Raw genomic sequence first — 17,837 nt, 5'->3', positions numbered from 1 at the left:
GCGCTAGGTGCTCACAAAATAGCGATTCAACGCACCCGTGGCCGTGTGGCCCAGGCCAGCACAAAACTGAACGCCAGCGCCGGCAGCGCCGAGCCCGCGCCCGGCACCACCTGCGGGGCCAGGTGGTAGACGGCAATCCCCACCAGCCAGATCGCCACCGGGGCCGCATTCACCCGGCGTGCCGCAGCGAGCAGCGCGGGTGCGTTGGCGCCAAAGGCCAGCCGCCCCAGGATCACGCCGAACAGCGGCACGAACACCGAGCTGAGCAGCAGCAAAAATGGCTCCAGGCTGTGCATGGGCAGCACCAGCGCGAGGCCGGTACACACCGCAGCCATGGCCAGGCCCCACTTGCGCACGCCCCAGCGTGGCAGCAGGCTGTGTGCCGACACTGCGCCCGAATACGTGTCGCCATAGGCGTTGTCCACCTCGTCGATCAGGATCAGCGACAGCGCGATCAGCCCGCCCTGGGCCAGCAACAGGGCCTGCACCAGATCCTTGCTGGGCAAGGTCAACGCCACCAGCACACCGAGCGTGTAGCACCACATGTTGGCCAGCGCGTAGCCGAGCCAGGTGCCGCGCAATGCGGAGCCGCCGTTCTTGCCGTGGCGCGCATAGTCGGCCACCAGCGGCAGCCACGAGATGGGCATGGCGATCACCAGGTCCAGCGCGGGCAGCACGCCCATGCCGCCTTCGCCCTTGCGCGTCCACAGCGCTTCAAAACCCTGGGCCTGCGCCAGCGACAGGAACTGCCACGACAGCCACAGCAGCGACAGCACCACCAGCGGCAGCGCCACGCGCGCGATCACCTTGCGCACCAGCTGCACCATCGATCCGCTGATGAGCAGCATCACCACGCCGCCCCACAGCAGCGTGGCCAGCACGGGCCAATGCGCGCCGGCCATGGTGCCGGACTGCTGGCCGATGGCCACCGTAGCGTCGCGCATCACCACCAGCTCGAACGTGCCCCAGCCGACCAGCTGCACGATGTTCAGGATGATCGGCAGGCTGGCGAACGTGCGGCCATAGACGGCATGCATCAGCCCGGCGCTGGCCAGGCCGCTGTCGCAGCCCAGCTTGGCCACCCAGCCCAGCAGGCCCGCGCCCACGATGGAGCCGCAGACGATGGCGATCAGCGCCTCTTGCGTGCCCAGCGCGGGCATCAGGTAGGCGCCCACCTGCATGACCAGCAGGCCCACGCCCAGGCTGAACCAGAGCGAGGCGTGGTCGTGCCATTGGAAGACGCGGCGGTCGGGGGAGACGGGGGCCAGCGCTTCGTTGGTGGCGGGCGCGGCGGGGGATGAGGACATGGCAGGCTCCGTGGCAGTACAGAGCAGGGGCGGCCCACGTTGCCGGTGCCCGGCGAAGCTCGGGTGCGGCGTTGGAGGACGTGCTTCCCTGCGCGAGGATGATCTCACGCGCACAAATCAAGACTGTGCGCAACAGGTTCAAAGGGTGTGATCTCAGCCCCGTTCTGGCGGGACACCCCTAGCATTCACTGCCCTGAGGCAGCGGCGCGATTGTGCCATGCCTGTTGCCGGCCCTGGCAATGTCAACGGAGGGTGCTCGCGCTTTCGTGCAATGACTGAGCTCGGTTATGGTGGGCAATCGCAAGGCGTGCGTTCAGGCCAACAAGGAAAACGCAGTGGCTGGGCGGGAGCCGGTGTGCCTGTGTCTCAACTCCAGGGCTGGCGGCTCGGCGGATGCGTGCCCTGCGCAATGAAGAAGTGCATGCTGGAACCCACGGCACAGTAAGAGGTGGCGTGATTTAAGCAGCAAGGGTGATTGCTGCTGATTGATAGCAAAGGAGGCTCTAAAAATAGCCTCCGGGAAGATCAATCGCCTTGTCTCTGGTCCTCCAGTCCTGAGCGGTATTTTGGGGCTAGCGCCGCTATGATCCGGCCATGATTTCGCGCTTGCCCGGCCTCTCCCTGCCCGAACGCGTGTGGAACACCGCGCGGCGCTGGGCGGTCGCGTGGTGGCGCATCCTGTACCTGGGCGCCGTCGTGCTCGTGCTGGTGCTGTCTCCGTCCAGCTACGGCAAGGGCACGCGCAGGGCGCTGGCGCGCCATCTGTACCTCGATACGGCACCCGTGCTGCTGGGGTTCACGGTGCTGGCGGCGCTGATCAGCCTGGTGCTGACGCGCATCGTCGTGGTCACGGCGCTCAGCTATGGCCTTTCGCGCTATGCGCTGGAGATGGTGATCCGCGTGCTGGTGCTCGAGCTGATCCCGCTCACGGCCGCGCTGTTCGTGGCGATGCGCTGCACCATTCCCAACGGCACGCAGATCACCCGCCTGCGGCAGAACGGCCGGTTCGACGCGCTGCGCGCCCAGGGCTCGGACCCGGTGCGCATCGAGCTTCTGCCGCGGGTGATCGCGGGCGTATTCGCGTGCATCACGCTCGCCGCGCTCAGCTGCGTGGTGGCACTGGTGCTGGCCTATCTGGGGGTGTATGGTTTCAACTTGGCGGGGGCTCCCAGCTACACGCGCATGTTCGGCCAGGTGTTCACGCCCAGTGTGACGATGGTGTTCGTGCTCAAGACGGTGTTCTTCAGCCTGGCCGTGGCGCTCATTCCCATGGCTGCGGGCCTGTACGACACTGGCGACCGCACCCAGCCCGATTCGGAGCTGGGGGGCTTGGCCCGCATGTTCGCCGTCCTGCTGCTGATCGAGGTCGCCTCGCTCATGGGCAACTACTACTGACTCCTGCCTGCCGACATCCGCCAGACCCTTACATCCCGCGACCCACGCCCGGCATCCATGAACGACCAGAACCCCCACCACCGCCCCACACTGCCCCCCGGGCCAGCGCCAGCGCCTGCGGCCGCCGACGTGCCGCCGGTGGAAACCTTGCGCCCGGTAGCCTACCTGGAGCTCAAGGCGGCGGCGCTGCTGCTGTTCACGCTGGCGCTCATCGTGGGATCGGGCCTGTACCTGCTGTACGCGCGCGGTGCGTTCGAGCCCACGCAGACCCTGGTGCTGACCGCCGACGACTCCGAAGGCGTGGTGGTGGGCATGGACATGACCTTCTCCGGTTTCCCCATTGGCCGCGTGCGCCGCATCGAACTGGCCGAAACCGGCAACGCCCGCATCATCGTGGACGTGCCGCGCAAGGACGCCCACTGGCTGCGCGAATCCAGCGTGTTCACACTGGTGCGGGGCATCGTGGGGGGCACCAACATCCGCGCCTACACGGGCATGCTGAACGACAAGCTCCTGCCGGACGGCTCCGTGCGCCCTGTGCTGCGCGGAGATGCCACCGCCGAGATCCCGCAGCTCATGGCCTCGGCCCGCGAACTGCTGTCCAACCTCAATGCCCTCACCGCGCAGGACGCGGCCCTGGGCGGCAGCCTGGCCAACGTGCGGGCGCTGACCGACCGCATCAACGGCCCGGGGGGCGTGCTGGGCGTGCTGATGGGCAACGAGGCCGATGCGAAGAAGATCGTGGCCACGCTGGAACGCACCAACGCACTGCTCGCGCGCCTGGATGGCATGGCGGCACGTGCCGATAAACAGGTGTTTGGGGCCGATGGCAGCAAGGACGCGCTGGTGCCCGAAGTGCGGGCCACGGTGGCCCAGCTGGGGGGCCTGCTGGCCGACACCCGCGCGAGCCTGCAGAAGGTGGACGCGGTGCTGGTGGAGGCGCAGGCCATCGGTGCCAATGCGCGGGAAGCCACGACCGACCTGGGCGCATTGCGCGCCGAGGTGGAAAGCAACCTGCGCAAGGTGGAGAGCCTGGTCAATGAGATCAACCGCAAATGGCCTTTCGCGCGGGACACGGAGCTCAAGCTGCCATGAAGCGTCTTATCCCCACGCCCCCTGCTGTGCTGCGGCGGCACCTGACCCATGCCGCGCTCCTGGCGGCGGCGCTGCTGCTGTCCGCCTGCTCCGGCAAGCCCCGGGTGCCCGACTGGCAGATGAACGCCCAGGCCTCCGCGCAAAAGGCGCTGGAAGCCTATCTGTCAGGCAATGACCGTGTCGACAGGCTGGAGTGGGACCGCGCCCGCGCGGAGGTCGCCCGCACGGGCCGCCCGGATCTGCTGGCCCGCCTGGAGCTCATGCGCTGCGCGGCGCAGGTCGCCAGTCTGGTGGCTGGCCCGTGTGAACGCTTTGAGCCATTGCGCGCGGATGCGGCGGCGCCGGAGCGTGCCTATGCCGACTACCTGGCCGGCAGCTTGCCGCCGCAAGGGGCAAGCCTGCTGCCCGAAGCGCAGCGCAAGGTGGCCGTGTCGGGGGATGGGGCGGCCTTGTCCGCCATCGAGGATCCGCTCTCGCGCCTGGTGGCGGCCGGGGTGCTGTTTCAGGCAGGGCGTGCCAGCCCGGCCGTGATTGGCAACGCCATCGATGCCGCGTCCACACAGGGCTGGCGGCGGCCTTTGATGGCCTGGTTGACGCTGCAGGCGCAGCGCGCTGACGCTGCAGGAGACGCGGAGTCGGCATCGGCGCTGCGGCGGCGCATTGCCATCGTGGAGCAGGGCGCCGCAGGCTTGCGCTAGCGGGCCGGGACTCCAGGGGCGATTCTCAGCGCAACCGTGCCTGCAGCTGTGTTTCGATGTGGTCCCGCTCCGAGGCAAACTGCTGGGCGCTGATTTCATTCGCCTCGTATTTGCGCGCCGTGGAAAGCAGAAGCACGGTGTTCTCCAGCCGTGTGTCTTGCTGCAATGAAGGGGGCAGGGCCGTCAGGCGGTCGAAGCTTTGTTTGTAGAGTTCGCTCCAGCTCAGCGTCCCCGCCTGGGCCTGGGCGCGGGCGCCATCATGCCAGCGGGCGAACTCTTCGAGGGAGCTGTCGCGCGGGCTCGTGCAGCCCAGGAGGCCCGCCATCAGCGCCAGGACGGACCAACGCCATGCGATGGCGTGAGAGGAAGAGGAATTCAGGCCTGCAGAGATTCGAAAACGTGTGGTCACGATCGTCCTCCATTCTTGAATGACAACGAAAATGCCGTTGTGCAGCGCCAGATGGTACTCCGATGCTATGATTTTTTCTACTTTGCCAAAAAAGTGCAGAAGCGCGCACCGGATGTGGTCAATCTACGTGCCCTGGCAACCCAGTGCCGGCAGTCCGCTACTGGAACAGGCTCGTGGGCAGGAGCTGGTCCAGCCCATGGGGCAAGAGCGACATGGAGTCCACCGACTGCACCGCCACATCGGGCATCAACAAGGATGCCGCTGCAAGTACCGCAAGCACGACCGTACCGGCAAACGCTGCCAGTGCGCGGGCTCCGGGGGGCAAAGGGTGGCGTTTCATGATGGTTCCTTTGTCAAAAAAGGTGGGAGTCGCAATGACCTCCCGGGCCAGCCTCAATGGCTGATAGCGGAGATTTCAGCAAAGCAACCGGTGTGCGTCTGTCAGACAACTGCGATACCGGGCGCTGGCTGGACGCTGTTGCCTTTGGTTGCAATTGCTGGGATGAAGAGCCCCCGGGTGTCCGGGTGCTCGCAGGGGTGAATCTGTAGGACCCGGCCCATGGCGGATGGGCAAGGCTTCCGACCTGCCGGCCGGGCAAGGCACTCCCACAATCACCGCAGCCCGGCAGGGCCCTTCATGCGAGGGCTGGCGCGACCGGGCTTTCCCCTTGGCTGCTTGCAGGCCGTGCGCTGCGGATCGGCGGCGGCAGCCCTCCGGTCCTTGACCAGTCAGCGAGAAAGGAAGTCCCCATGAAAGAGCCACTACTGCAGCAGGGCGAGGGCACGGATGCGATGGGTGCCATGCCTTCGACCAGCAGCCCGTCTTACGCCACCCGTACCTCCGTGCAGGCGGCCTTTGACCATTTCGCATCGCATGTCACGCGGTGGGCCGGATCTCCCGGCATGTTCTGCGCCGCGCTCCTCATGGTGCTGGCCTGGGCCGTCACCGGGCCGATCTTTCACTTTTCAGAGAACTGGCAACTGGTCATCAACACGGGAACCACCATCGTGACGTTCCTGATGGTGTTTCTCATCCAGCAAAGCCAGAACAAGGACAGCGTGGCCATTCACCTCAAGCTCAATGAGCTGCTGGCGGCCAATCGGCATGCGAGCAACCGCATGATCGGCATCGAGGACCTGGACGAACAGGACCTGCGCGAGGTCGCGAGCTTCTATGTGCGCTTGGCCGAACGGGCCAGACAGGCCGGCAGGGACAAGTGCGCGCACTCCATTGACGAAGAAGGCATGTCCGCTTCGGCCATGGACGCGCATCGCCCCGCCCATGCGCGCGAGGCCGTTGCGGTTCTCGGCGCAGGCTGCAGTGGGCGGGAAGGGGCTTTGTGAGTTGGGGGCGCGGATCCTGCACGCCCACCTTGAAAACGTCCGCAGGTGCTAGGAATCCAATGTCGTCCGTGTCGCATCGCGTTCCATGCGGCAGCTGTCCAGCGAGGGCAGCCAGTCGGGAATGATGGAGCCGGAAGACAAGGTGGCGGTGAACCTGAAGGCGTGGTGGGGATAGGCTTTTGCCAATGCCGCGCGACCTTGCTGGGAAATGCCGAAGACCTCCGCCACCTGGTCGCGGGCCCCCACATCCGGGAGCCGGACGTCAACAAGCTGCGCGGCCGCCAGCACCCGAAGCTTGTCCACGTCGCAAGGCTTCTCGACGGTCTTGGGCAACTCGGTCTGTGCAAGGGCGAACAGTAGCTCCATGGGCATGTTGCACTCCATAGGGGGTGGAGTGACTTATTGTGAATAGAGCAGATTCTCATGACAACAGATCGCACTTTTTGAAGCAAATTATGCAATTTGTTGCAATTTCGGTTGTGTTGCCACGACCACGTGTCCGACTGGCGGGCAGGCATATGACTGACATCCGCGCACGAACGCGGGGCATTCAATGAAGCTTGCATGACGGGCCCGTGGGGCGATTGCCAGCGCTGGAGACAGCACCGAGAAACGGGCCCCCTGGTGATGAGAATGCGAGGCTGAGATGCAAAATGACCTGTTGAATCAAGCGCACGTCCGGGAATCCATTGCCGGGGAGGAGGATCCGGGCGCCGCGCTGGACGTGGTAAGGGCCATGGTGGGCCGAAATCCTGATGAGGCGCATTCCCCGCATGGGGTCAACGCAAAAATCAATTTCAGCTGCAGTGATGGCAAGGAGAACATCGCCGTCGACGTGGTCTGGCCGCGGCACCATGCAAAGGAAGATGTCGCAAAGCTGCTGGGGCTTGTGATGGCCCACCATGGCGCCATCGCGGACACGGCCTGGTCCTTGTTTGCCGCCACCGGAAAGAGCCCCATGGAGCTCGAGGTGGACGAGGGACAGGACGGCGTCTTCTATATCAATCGCAGAGATGCGTGAGGCGAAAGCAGGGGCGGTCGATGACGTTCCTGGCGGAGTTTTCATCGATTTTTGAAGCGGCGTGTCTTCGTCGAATGGAGTTTTAGGGTGGCGCGGCTTCAGTCCAGCGCTTTCAGGGCGCTGGATATCGACACCGCAGCCTGCCCATAGCCCTCCCAGGCGCCGTTGCCCACGGGCAAACGTGGCCCTACGTTCTGGATATTCCAGTGCGCACCGCTGCCCAGCATGTCCAGTTCCGGCCACGATACCGGGACCGATATGCCCATCCCGGGGCGTGCGCGGGCCGTCCAGGCGCTTGCTGTCGTCGCTCCGAAACCATTGCGAAGGTAGTCCACGAAGACCTTGCCCACGCGGTTTTTGGGCCCGCTCTTGGCCACGAACCGCTGTGGAATCGTCTGTGCCAGATGCCGCACCACCGCCTGGCTGAATCCCTTGACCGTTTCCCAGTCATGAAGCCGCTTGATCGGCACGACGATGTGCAGGCCTTTGCCTCCGCTGGTCTTGAGAAAGGCGGGCAGGCCCAGCTCGGTGAGCATCAGGCGCACCAAGGTCGCTGCTTCCTGCACGTGGGTCCAGGGCACTCCCTCGCCGGGGTCCAGGTCAAAGGTCATCCGGTCCGGTCGCCCTATCCTGTCCTTGCGGGCATTCCATGTATGCAGCTCGACCGTGTTCATCTGCGCGGCCGACAGCAGCCCTTGTGGGCCCGCGATTTCAAGCAGAGCAGGGTGCCCGGGAAAAAGGCTCTCCGCGAGCTGCCGCACGCCCTCCATGCGGCCAGTCTCCAGGTGCTTCTGAAAGAACAGTTCACCGCTCACCCCGTCTGGTGCTCGGACGAGGGAAACCGGGCGGCCTTCCAGGTGGGGCATCAGCAGCGGCGCCACGGTGGCGTAGTAGCGGATGAGGTCGATCTTCGTGGTGCCGGTGGATGGGTCAATGACCCGCTCGGGATGCGATACGCGCAACGAACCGATCCCGGAGCCGGCGGCGGCCGGGTGTTTCGCCCACTGCTTCGGCCTTTCCTGGACAATGGCCTGGGGCGGCTTGTCATCGCGCAGGCCATGAAACACGGAGTGCCGGATTCTGCCTTCCTTTGTCCATTCTCCAAACGAGACTTCGGCGAGGAGCTTCGGCTCGACCCAGTGGGCTTTTTTCCCGATGGCGCGCGGATTGGCGAACGGGCTCGCGCTGGTGCGCAGCGCACGGAGCCTTCGGCTCAGATCGGCCAGGACGCGTTCACTGAACCCCGTACCCACATTGCCCGCATAGCGCAGTGCGCCGGTGTCGTCGTGGACACCGAGCAGCAAGGACCCAATCCCCGTGCGAGATCCCTGCGGGTCGGTGTAGCCGCCGATCACGAACTCCTGGCGGTGGGTGCACTTGAGCTTGATCCACTCCGCGCTGCGCCGAGAAGCGTACCCGCCGGTCTTGAGTTTTCCGATGACCCCCTCAAAGCCCAGCTTGCAGGCCGAGGAAACCAGGTCGGCCGGCCGCGCTTCAAAGGCCTCGCTGAAGCGCACCCGGTCGGTGGGTGCCCCTTCCACGACCTTGCGAAGATGCTCCCGCCGCTCCACGAGAGGAAGCGCACGAAGGTCATGGCCATCCGCGTAGGGCAAGTCGAACACATAGAAAACCAGTGCTTGCGTGGACTGGCCATCGAATGCATTTTGCAGCGCCTGAAAGTCTGGGACGCCATGGGCATCGGGCATGAGCACTTCACCGTCGATCCAGCCGGACTTCAACGCAAGCCTGGCGATGGCCGCCGCCAGGTCCGGCATCCTGGCCGTCCAGTCATTGCCGTTGCGGGTGAACAGCCGCGCCTTGCCTCGTTCCACGCGGGCCAGGAGGCGGTAGCCGTCGAACTTCAGCTCCCAGATCCAGCCCGTGGTGTCATGGGGTGGACCGTCCACCAAGGTGGCGAGCTGGGGCGACAGCGTCTCCGGGAGCGGCGCTCTGGGCGCCGTCATCGCGCTCGCCTGGCGCTTGGCGGACGGCGCCACGTCGCCGGGCCTTGCCGGGGCCTTTCGGGGCGCGGAGACCGCGGGCGCCGCCGCGACGCTGTCGGGCATTTCATCCACCACGCTGAACTCGTGGCCGGGGCGTTCCAGCCCGTCGTGTTCCTTGATGAGCAGCCAGGGGGGCTGCTTCTCCCCTGCGCGGCCGTGCATGCGCACCAGCGTCCAATGGCCCTGGAGCTTGTGCCCGTGAAGCTCGAACTTCAATTTCCCCTTGCGGTAGCCCTCGTGGGGGTCCCCGACCGGCACCCAGTAGCCGCGATCCCAGATGATGACCCGGCCGGCACCATACTGCTTCGCCGGAATCTGGCCTTCGAAGCTGTTGTAGGCGATGGGATGGTCTTCCACCTGCACCGCCATGCGCTTGTCGGCCGGATCGTAGCTCGGCCCTTTGGGCACGGCCCAGCTCTTCATCGTGCCGTCCAGTTCAAGCCGCAAGTCATAGTGCAGGCGGCTGGCCCAGTGCTTCTGGATCACGTACTGCAGGGCATCGCCGCCCGGCACACCGCCTTCCGCGGGCTCCGGCGTCAGCGCAAAGTTGCGCTTCTTCCTGTACTGGGCCAAGGGCTCCTTCATGGTGGCTCGAGGCGACTATGCCGCAGAACGGCGTCCGGGGTGGGCGCGTTGCCTTGGGGGTGCCATGGCAGGCCCCACTACCGCGAAACCAGGTACTCGCGGACCTTGTCGGCGGACGGGCCGGCCGGGGCTTCCGCGACGCCCAGGCTATGGGTCCAGTCGCGCACTTCACAGGGTTCGCTGAGGTTGATGAAACGGCGGTCCTGTACCGTCTGGCTTTTGTCATCGCTCATTGCCGGCTCCTTGAGTGAACGGCCAAAGCTATCACGTGGGTATTTCAGAGGTTGTAGGACAGGAGGTGCTCCGGCACAGGCTCCGCCTGCATGCGGCGGCATCGTTTTGGCCCGCTGTACCGAATCAGTGCCCTTGGTGGGAGCCGCCTTTTCACCTTGCCGGAAAACCACATGCGGATGGGCTCTTGTCTGACACGGCAAAAGGCTCCGCCGCGTTAACTTGGGGGCTCCAGAGAGAAGGGTCACCACCATGAACACACCAGCCAATTCTTCCCGCATGCAACACGTTCTCGTGGATACGGATCCAGAACTGGGCATGTACGACACCCGCGTCTTCTGGCTTGCCGCAGTGGTTGCCACGGTGGCGGTGCTGGCGGTGGCGTATTTCAAGATGGGCTATTGAATCGTTCCATGCGCCGTCGCCTGGGCCGCCGTTCCCGTCTGCTGTCAACCGCATCGCCAAGCGTGGTGCTTCATCGCGCTGGTGCTATCTCTTGAGTGCAAGCGGCACCGCTGGGCTTGATTCTTGACGTATCCCCTGTATACCAGCAGCGCTGCACGGCGCATGACATGGCTGGCACTTTGCACCCACCAAAGGCCGCGCGGCCCATCTCTGCCGCAGCACTTCGCGACCCTGATCGCGCCGCCCTCCTGAGCGGCAAGAAAGTTCATCCCCATCCCCTTCGAAGCACCGGCGCCACGCGGTGCGGGCCGACCTGAGCTGCTTTCGCCGAAGCCGCCCGCTAGCTAGAAGTGGGGCGGCGGGTCTTGCACCGGGGGTGTGCCTGGCTGCGCTGGCGGATCGACCTGGGGTGGCTCGGGCGTCCAGGGGGGCGGGGTGTCCACGGGAGGGAAGGGGGGTACGGGGGAGGGGGCGGGTACGTGGGTGTGAAGCATCGCGGTCTTTCCTTTCGAGTGGACCTGGGCAATGGCCTCACGTTATCGCCTTCCCGTGGCGCTTTGTGCCAGCCAACACGCCGACCCGGCCTCAGCCTCGTGCGATAGGCCCGGGCAGGGGCCGTTACGTCTCGACAGGCAAGTTGCTTGCGTTGTCAGCGCGTAACGCCGATAGGGGCCTACGATGCTTCTGTCAGGCTCTCTCCCTGACACCTCCCCTCCTCTTGCTTTTTTTCATGCGAGAGTTCGGCCCGCCTGGTGCGGGCTTTTTTTTGCCTGGGCTGAGGGCCTCCCCACGCGCGCCGCGCGCCTGCCCCTGGGGTGCAACGCCTGCCACTGCGGGCAGGCGTCAGCCCATGCCCGGAGCGGGTGAGGCGGCACCTGCGGGCACCAGGGGGCTGCCTTGCGCGTGCAGGCGCACCTGTGGGAGGCAGTCGGGATGCTCGCGCTGGATGAAGGTCACCAGTGCCTCGCGCACGCGGCACCGCAGGTCGAAGGCCAGGCCCGAAGAGCGCGCGGAAACCAGCACGCGTATCTGGAGGGTGCGCTCGGTCACGTCGGTCAACTGAAGAATGCCGACGCGCCGGTCCCATTCGGGGGCCGCCTCCAGCACGCGCTGCAATTCGGCGCGCAGGGGATCGAGCGGCAGGCGGTAGTCGGCGAAGAGGAACACGGTGCCCAGGATCTCGGAACTGGTGCGCGTCCAGTTCTGGAACGGGTGTTCGATGAACCACTGCAGCGGAATGATCAGGCGCCGCTCGTCCCAGATGCGCAACACCACATAGGTGCCGGTGATCTCTTCCACGCGGCCCCATTCGCCCTCGATGATGAGCACGTCGTCGATGCGAAGCGGCTGGGCCAGCGCGATCTGCAGGCCCGCGATCATGTTGCTGAACACCGGGCGCGCTGCGATGCCGGCGACGATGCCCACCACGCCGGCCGATGCCAGCAGGCTGGCGCCCACCTGCCGCGCCCCTGGAAAGGTCATGAGCATGAGGGCCACGCCGGCCATCACCACGCCGGTCATCGCGGTGCGAGACAACACGCGTGCCTGCGTGGCGATGCGCCGCGCCGTGAGGTTGTCCTCCACATCCGCGGGATGCTGCGCGATGACGCCATTGGCAAGTCCGCCAATGGCCGCGATCAGCAGCCAGCACGCTCCGCCGATCACCAGCAGGCCGTTGAGATGCCGCACGCTGCCGATGTACCTCAAGTCGTCGCTGGCCGCCTGCCAGACGAGCTGGAGCGCGATCAGCGGCAGCAGAACCCGCATGACGGGAATGCAGGCGATAACCACCGCGCGCACTACCGGAACCGGGGCCGTGGCACGGCGCAGCACCACCGCGGCGATGCGGTGGGCCATGGCGGCGACGGCCACGGCCAGGAGGGCGGCGAGGGCGGTGGCAGACCAGGGAGACAGGTGAAGTCCTTCGGGCATGGCAGGGCAGGGTGGGGCGAGGCCGCGAACGGCAGATGGGCGGGAACAGCGACTCTCGCATCGGCACCGGGCGCTGTCTGTCGGACGGGGCGCCGCGCCTGTTCGCCGTGCATGCGCGTGGGCCCCGCCATGGGCTGGTCGGCAGGCGGGCGCACAACCCGTTGCAGGCGCCCCTGCGGCAGGGGTGGACAAGTTGCCATCAGGGTATTCCTTTGCAATTGCCGGGGCTCTCCCTCCCTAGAATGTGTTGCACTGCAATACATGGGTTTCCGAGCCCGAGGAGTTCGTTGTGTCCGAACAGAAAAGTGCCGCGTCCAAATCGGCCCAGCGCGTGATCAAGAAATACCCCAACCGTCGTCTGTACGACACGGATACCTCCACCTACATCACGCTGGCCGAAGTGCGCCATCTGGTGATGGATCACCAGAGCGTGGTGGTGCGCGACGCCAAGACGGGCGAGGACCTCACGCGCAGCATCCTGCTGCAGATCATCCTGGAGGAGGAGGCCGGCGGCGCCCCCATGTTCACCGAGGCCGTGCTGGCCAACATCATCCGTTTCTATGGCCATGCCATGCAGGGCTTCATGGGGGCCTACCTGGAGAAGAACGTCCAGGCTTTCACCGACATCCAGGCCAAGCTGGCCGAGCAGTCGCAAAGCGTGACCCCGGAGATGTGGGCGCAGTTCATGAGCCTGCAGTCGCCCATGCTCAAGGGCATGATGGGCAACTACGTGGAGCAGTCGCAGTCCATGCTCACGCAGATGCAGGAGCAGATGCAAAAGCAGACGGAGCAGATGCTGGGCGCCTTCGGCATCAAAAGGTAAGCCCCTGAGCCACTGGCGACGCGGATTCCACGGCGTCCGCTGGCCCCGGGCGCGCCGGTTTCACGGGCCGCCGGGCACGGCAAGCGTTCGGGAAATGGGCAATCCCACCCTGTTGCACGCCGGAACTGGGACAATACGGGGATATGAGCGAAGTACTGTCCCCCACGAAAACACCCAAAGTCGGTTTTGTGAGCCTTGGCTGCCCCAAGGCCCTCACGGATTCCGAACTGATCCTCACGCAGCTGAGCGCCGAGGGTTACGAAACCTCCAAGACCTTCCACGGGGCTGACCTCGTCATCGTCAACACCTGCGGCTTCATCGACGATGCCGTGAAGGAAAGCCTGGACACCATTGGCGAGGCCTTGGCCGAGAACGGCCGGGTGATCGTCACCGGCTGCCTGGGCGCGCGCGCGGGCGAGGATGGCGGCAACATGGTGCGCCAGATGCACCCCAGCGTGCTGGCCGTGACCGGTCCGCACGCCACGCAGGAGGTGATGGACGCTGTCCACCTGAACCTGCCCAAGCCGCACGACCCCTTCATCGACCTGGTGCCCGGCAACTTCGGCATCGCGGGCATCAAGCTCACGCCCAAGCACTACGCCTACCTCAAGATCAGCGAGGGCTGCAACCACCGCTGCACCTTCTGCATCATCCCCTCGATGCGCGGCGACCTGGTGTCGCGCCCCATCGGCGACGTGCTGAGCGAGGCCAAGGCCCTGTTCGAAGGCGGCGTGAAGGAGCTCTTGGTGATCAGCCAGGACACGTCTGCCTACGGCGTGGACGTGAAGTACCGCACCGGCTTCTGGGACGGCAAGCCCGTCAAGACCCGCATGCTGGAGCTGGTGCAGACCCTGGGCGAGATCGCCGAGCCCTACGGCGCCTGGGTGCGGCTGCACTATGTGTACCCCTACCCGAGCGTGGACGAGGTGCTGCCGCTCATGGCCACGGGCAAGGTGCTGCCATACCTGGACGTGCCGCTGCAGCACAGCCACCCCGATGTCCTGAAGCGCATGAAGCGCCCGGCCAGCGGCGAGCGCAACCTGGAGCGCATCCAGCGCTGGCGCGAGGTGTGCCCGGAGCTGGTCATCCGCAGCACCTTCATCGCCGGCTTCCCCGGTGAGACGGAAGAAGAGTTCGCGCACCTGCTGGACTTCGTGCGCGAGGCGCAGATCGACCGTGCGGGCTGCTTTGCCTACAGCGACGTGAACGGCGCCGCCGCCAACGAACTGCCCGGCATGCTGCCCATGGAAGTGCGCGAGGAACGCCGCGCCCGCTTCATGGCCGTGGCCGAAGAGGTCTCCATCGCCCGCCTGCAGCGCCGCGTGGGCGCCACCATGCAGGTGCTGGTCGACTCCGCCCCGGGCCTGGGCCGCAAGGGCGGCGTGGGCCGCACCTACGCCGATGCGCCCGAGATCGACGGCACGGTGCAGCTGCTGCCGCCCGAGAAGATCAGCAAGACCATGAAGGTGGGCGAGTTCACCAGGGCCCGCATCGTGGGCGTGCGCGGGCACGACCTGGTGGCACAGCCTATCTGAATGGGTGATTGAAAAAAGTGAGCTGCCAGCGCTGGTGTGTAGAGGGTTTCAAGGTGTTTTCTCCTGGAAACCTATAGGCAGCAAGCGGCGGCAGCTCATTTTTTGATAGAGCCGTGGGGCAGGACCCCATGAAAAAAGGCTTCCCGAGGGAAGCCTTTTTGCTGGGTGCCACACGATGCTTACACGCGCTTGCGGTATTCGCCGGTGCGGGTGTCGATTTCGATCTTGTCGCCTTGCGAGACGAACAGGGGCACGGGCACTTCGAAGCCGGTGGCGATCTTGGCGGGCTTGAGCACCTTGCCGGACGTGTCGCCCTTGACGGCGGGCTCGGTCCAGGTGATTTCGCGCTCGACGCTGGTGGGCAGTTCGACCGAGATGGCCTTGCCGTCGTAGAACACCACTTCCAGGGACATGCCGTCTTCCAGGTAGTTCAGTGCGTCGCCCATGTTTTCGGCTTCGACTTCGTACTGGTTGAACTCGGTGTCCATGCAGACATACATGGGGTCGGCGAAGTAGGAGTAGGTGCACTCCTTCTTGTCCAGGATCACGTTGTCGATCTTGTCGTCGGCCTTGAACACGTTTTCGGTGCCGAAGTTGCCGATCAGGCTCTTGAGCTTCATGCGCACGGTGGCGGCACCGCGGCCGCCGCGGGCGTATTCGGTCTTCAGGACCACCATGGGGTCCTTGCCGTGCATGATGACGTTGCCGGCGCGGATTTCTTGAGCGATTTTCATAGCAAGTTGCTTGGGTTGGGGCCGCTCAACGCGCGGGCCGGCAAATTCGCTGGGTGGACCAGCTGGTTTTGCCCTGCCGATGCATGTTCCGCGGCGGGAATGCGCCAGGGCTGGACACCGGTGTGCCGCCCCTGTTTTGCGCAAAGCCCTGGATTTTACCGTTTTTCAGCGACAAAGCCCAAAAGCTGTGCGACGAGATTGTCCTGCGTCAGCAGCCGTGCACGGGCCGCCTGGATGCACGCGGTCCATTCCGCCAGGGTGGCGTCATCGGGCCACTGCAGCGCAGCCTGGTCCAGTCCGTTCCAGGTGGCATGAAACCGCCGCAGCGAAGGCGGCGCCTGCAGCCAGTCCAGGAACGCCCGCAGCTTGTCGTGGTGCGCGTTGTCGTGCTGGGGATAGATCTGCCAGACCAGCGCCTGCCCGGCCCAGAGTGCGCGCACCAGCGAGTCCTCGCCCCGCACGGCGTTGAAGTCGCAGGCCCACAGCATCTCGTCGAAGGCGGGCTGGGGCCGGTGGGGCAGGTATGAAATGCAGAGCTGCTCGCGCTTGTCGGACAAGGGCTGGCGGTCAATTTGGCTCGTCGTCTTGGCGCTGTCTTCCGCCAGCGCTGCCCGCACGGCGGCGGTGGGGCGACCGGGTGTGACGAGCAACTGCGTGGGCTGTGCCTGGCTGTGGCGCAGCAGCTCAGGCAGGGCGGCGGGTTCGTAGCAGAACAGCGAAACCCAGCGCTGCTCGGGGCCGCCATGGCCCAGGCCGAACGCTGACGCGTGCCGTGCACGCCAGGCGCTGCGGTCAAACGCCACGCGCCGTGCCATCAGGCCGGGCTCGCGCAGCAGCCCGCCCGTGCCGGGGGTGAAGCCGGGATAGAAGAACCAGCGTGTCCAGCCGGCAGCGGGGCCGGACGAGAGGAGCGAGGAGAGCCTGTGATGGCGCTCCACATAGCTTTCAGCCGACAGGTATTCCAGATTGATCCAGACCGGTTTTGGGTGCTTTGGGCTCATGGCGCTTGCCTGGCAAGCGCTGTAAGCTATGAATTCAGGAGCAATATCGCAACCGAACGCTTCCACCATCACATCGGGCGGCGGCTCGCCGGGGCCGGGCGGTGGCGAGCCCCAGGCGCGCAGCTCCACGCCGGGGCAGCCTGTGGGAGCCATCCATTGCAGGGCCGAGGCGTCGTCCACCCACAGCCGAACGCGGTGGCCCAGGCCGGCCAGCTGCGCCACCAGGCGCCAGCACACGCCAATGTCGCCAAAGTTGTCGATCACGCGGCAGAACACGTCCCACTGCAGGGGGGCGGAAGACTGGGTCATGGGGCGGGGGGGGATGGCGGGGGGCTGCGCAGGTGATCGACCAGCAGCCGGGCGACGCTGGAGAGCGCCTCTTCCGAGCGCACGCACAGCGCCAGCCGCCGGTGTGCCCAGGGCTCGTTCAGCGTGAGGGTGCGCACGGCCAGCTTGCCCTGGTACAGCGCGGCGCTGCCGCGCGGCATCACGCCCACGCCCAGGCCGGCGTTGACCATGAGGCACAGCGCGTCGTAGCTGGTCACCTGGATGCGCAGGCGCAGGGGCAGCCCCGCCGCGGAGGCCGCCCGGGCCAACTGGTTGTTGATGGCGCTGTTGGGGTGGGCACCCACGAAGTCGAACGGGAGGGCATCGGCCAGCCGCACCGCCTTGCGGCGCGCCAGCGCGTGGCCGGTGGGAACCACCAGCACCAGTTCGTCGGTGCGGTAGGGCAGCAGCGTCACGCGCTCGCCGTAGTGGCCTTCGTTGAGGATGCCCACGTCGGCCGCGTTCTCGGCCACGGAATGGGCGATGGCACTGCTGATCTGCTCCTGCAGGCGCACATCCACCTGCGGGTGCAGCGCCATGAAGCTCTGCAGCTCGGCCGGCAGGAACTGCGTGATGGCCGAAATGTTGGCCACCACGCGCACATGGCCGCGCACGCCCGTGCCGTAGTCATGCATCTGCGTGGCAATGCCGTCCAGGTCGTTGAGCACGCCCCGTGCCATGTTCAGCAGCGCGAACGCGGCGGCGGTGGGCTCGGTGCCCTTGTTGCTGCGGGTGAACAGCTCCACGCGCAGGGCCGCCTCCAGGTCGGCCAGGCGGCGGCTCACGGCCGAGGCGGCCAGGTGCTCGCGCGCGGCGGCGGCGGCGATGGTGTTTTCTTCCATCACGGCCACGAACAGGCGCAGGGAGACGGGGTCGAGTTTCATGGACCGTGGATGGTACCCCGCCATGCTGGTTTGCGATGGCAGCTTCGTGCTTGAGCGATTTACGGCGCCGCGCGTGCTGCGCATGATTCGCGCACACCGGCCCGGAGC

18 protein-coding genes are annotated in these 17,837 nt (G+C 66.0%); 8 read left to right on the top strand and 10 right to left on the bottom strand.

Features of this window, described 5'->3' with window-relative positions; all coding sequences use genetic code 11:
• Positions 1-26: 26 nt before the first annotated feature.
• Positions 27-1,307, bottom strand: coding sequence for a purine-cytosine permease family protein (locus AC1RCS_RS16695; RefSeq protein ID WP_492245499.1), 1,281 nt, complete (start codon positions 1,305-1,307; stop codon positions 27-29).
• A gap of 594 nt (positions 1,308-1,901) precedes the next feature.
• On the opposite strand from AC1RCS_RS16695, the gene AC1RCS_RS16690 reads away from it, so the two are divergent.
• The 3 genes from AC1RCS_RS16690 to AC1RCS_RS16680 are packed head-to-tail and all read left to right on the top strand — an operon-like array spanning position 1,902 to position 4,495.
• Positions 1,902-2,702: an MlaE family ABC transporter permease gene (locus AC1RCS_RS16690; protein ID WP_218294271.1), complete on the top strand. Its 801-nt coding sequence runs from the start codon at positions 1,902-1,904 to the stop codon at positions 2,700-2,702.
• 57 nt (positions 2,703-2,759) lie between these two features.
• Positions 2,760-3,797 carry an MlaD family protein gene (locus AC1RCS_RS16685; RefSeq protein WP_492245500.1) on the top strand — a complete coding sequence of 346 codons (1,038 nt, stop codon included), beginning with the start codon at positions 2,760-2,762 and terminating at the stop codon, positions 3,795-3,797.
• Complete coding sequence (locus tag AC1RCS_RS16680) at positions 3,794-4,495, top strand: hypothetical protein (protein ID WP_369642264.1); 702 nt, start codon at positions 3,794-3,796, stop codon at positions 4,493-4,495. The genes AC1RCS_RS16685 and AC1RCS_RS16680 overlap by 4 nt, the downstream gene beginning before the upstream one ends.
• A gap of 25 nt (positions 4,496-4,520) precedes the next feature.
• Here AC1RCS_RS16680 and AC1RCS_RS16675 read toward each other — a convergent pair whose 3' ends face one another.
• Entirely contained in the window at positions 4,521-4,904 is a 384-nt protein-coding gene (locus AC1RCS_RS16675) for a hypothetical protein (RefSeq protein ID WP_492245501.1), read from the bottom strand.
• Positions 4,905-5,061: 157 nt separating this feature from the next.
• Entirely contained in the window at positions 5,062-5,244 is a 183-nt protein-coding gene (locus tag AC1RCS_RS16670; RefSeq protein ID WP_218294274.1) for a hypothetical protein, read from the bottom strand.
• Positions 5,245-5,654: 410 nt separating this feature from the next.
• On the opposite strand from AC1RCS_RS16670, the gene AC1RCS_RS16665 reads away from it, so the two are divergent.
• Positions 5,655-6,248: a low affinity iron permease family protein gene (locus AC1RCS_RS16665; protein WP_218294275.1), complete on the top strand. Its 594-nt coding sequence runs from the start codon at positions 5,655-5,657 to the stop codon at positions 6,246-6,248.
• Positions 6,249-6,296: 48 nt separating this feature from the next.
• Here AC1RCS_RS16665 and AC1RCS_RS16660 read toward each other — a convergent pair whose 3' ends face one another.
• A complete protein-coding gene (locus AC1RCS_RS16660; RefSeq protein ID WP_492245502.1) occupies positions 6,297-6,614 on the bottom strand; it encodes a hypothetical protein in 318 nt (105 codons plus the stop codon).
• A gap of 280 nt (positions 6,615-6,894) precedes the next feature.
• On the opposite strand from AC1RCS_RS16660, the gene AC1RCS_RS16655 reads away from it, so the two are divergent.
• The gene (locus tag AC1RCS_RS16655; protein WP_218294277.1) at positions 6,895-7,269 is read left to right on the top strand and encodes a glycosyltransferase family protein; all 375 of its coding nucleotides are present in this window, start codon (positions 6,895-6,897) and stop codon (positions 7,267-7,269) included.
• 98 nt (positions 7,270-7,367) lie between these two features.
• Here the strand turns inward: AC1RCS_RS16655 and ligD are convergent, their stop codons facing one another.
• Positions 7,368-9,857 (bottom strand): DNA ligase D, encoded by a 2,490-nt coding sequence (ligD, locus tag AC1RCS_RS16650; RefSeq protein ID WP_492245503.1) that lies wholly within the window; start codon positions 9,855-9,857, stop codon positions 7,368-7,370.
• Between the two features lie 77 nt (positions 9,858-9,934).
• The gene (locus tag AC1RCS_RS16645) at positions 9,935-10,090 is read right to left on the bottom strand and encodes a DUF3606 domain-containing protein (RefSeq protein ID WP_369642268.1); all 156 of its coding nucleotides are present in this window, start codon (positions 10,088-10,090) and stop codon (positions 9,935-9,937) included.
• Between the two features lie 277 nt (positions 10,091-10,367).
• Between AC1RCS_RS16645 and AC1RCS_RS16640 the strand changes: the two genes are divergently transcribed.
• Positions 10,368-10,493 (top strand): hypothetical protein, encoded by a 126-nt coding sequence (locus AC1RCS_RS16640; protein ID WP_492245504.1) that lies wholly within the window; start codon positions 10,368-10,370, stop codon positions 10,491-10,493.
• A gap of 843 nt (positions 10,494-11,336) precedes the next feature.
• On the opposite strand, the gene AC1RCS_RS16635 is transcribed toward AC1RCS_RS16640, so the two are convergent.
• A complete protein-coding gene (locus AC1RCS_RS16635; protein WP_218338990.1) occupies positions 11,337-12,425 on the bottom strand; it encodes a mechanosensitive ion channel family protein in 1,089 nt (362 codons plus the stop codon).
• 289 nt (positions 12,426-12,714) lie between these two features.
• Between AC1RCS_RS16635 and phaR the strand changes: the two genes are divergently transcribed.
• Together phaR and rimO are read left to right on the top strand one after the other, a co-directional pair.
• Positions 12,715-13,248 (top strand): polyhydroxyalkanoate synthesis repressor PhaR, encoded by a 534-nt coding sequence (phaR, locus tag AC1RCS_RS16630; RefSeq protein WP_218294234.1) that lies wholly within the window; start codon positions 12,715-12,717, stop codon positions 13,246-13,248.
• 143 nt (positions 13,249-13,391) lie between these two features.
• On the top strand, positions 13,392-14,783 hold the full coding sequence (gene rimO, locus AC1RCS_RS16625; RefSeq protein ID WP_218294235.1) for a 30S ribosomal protein S12 methylthiotransferase RimO: 1,392 nt from the start codon (positions 13,392-13,394) through the stop codon (positions 14,781-14,783).
• Positions 14,784-14,962: 179 nt separating this feature from the next.
• Here rimO and efp read toward each other — a convergent pair whose 3' ends face one another.
• The 3 genes from efp to AC1RCS_RS16610 all read right to left on the bottom strand — a co-directional run bounded on the left by efp (position 14,963) and on the right by AC1RCS_RS16610 (position 17,729).
• The gene (efp, locus tag AC1RCS_RS16620; protein ID WP_057223504.1) at positions 14,963-15,517 is read right to left on the bottom strand and encodes an elongation factor P; all 555 of its coding nucleotides are present in this window, start codon (positions 15,515-15,517) and stop codon (positions 14,963-14,965) included.
• Between the two features lie 155 nt (positions 15,518-15,672).
• Positions 15,673-16,827 (bottom strand): elongation factor P maturation arginine rhamnosyltransferase EarP, encoded by a 1,155-nt coding sequence (gene earP / locus AC1RCS_RS16615; RefSeq protein ID WP_492245505.1) that lies wholly within the window; start codon positions 16,825-16,827, stop codon positions 15,673-15,675.
• Positions 16,824-17,729 (bottom strand): LysR family transcriptional regulator, encoded by a 906-nt coding sequence (locus tag AC1RCS_RS16610; protein WP_218338936.1) that lies wholly within the window; start codon positions 17,727-17,729, stop codon positions 16,824-16,826. The genes earP and AC1RCS_RS16610 overlap by 4 nt, the downstream gene beginning before the upstream one ends.
• Positions 17,730-17,837: the final 108 nt, after the last annotated feature.

The organism is Acidovorax sp. GW823-FHT01C06 (genome assembly GCF_058798375.1).
The sequence above is the reverse complement of the archived record's forward strand: the minus strand, read 5'-3'. Positions and strand labels throughout refer to the sequence as shown.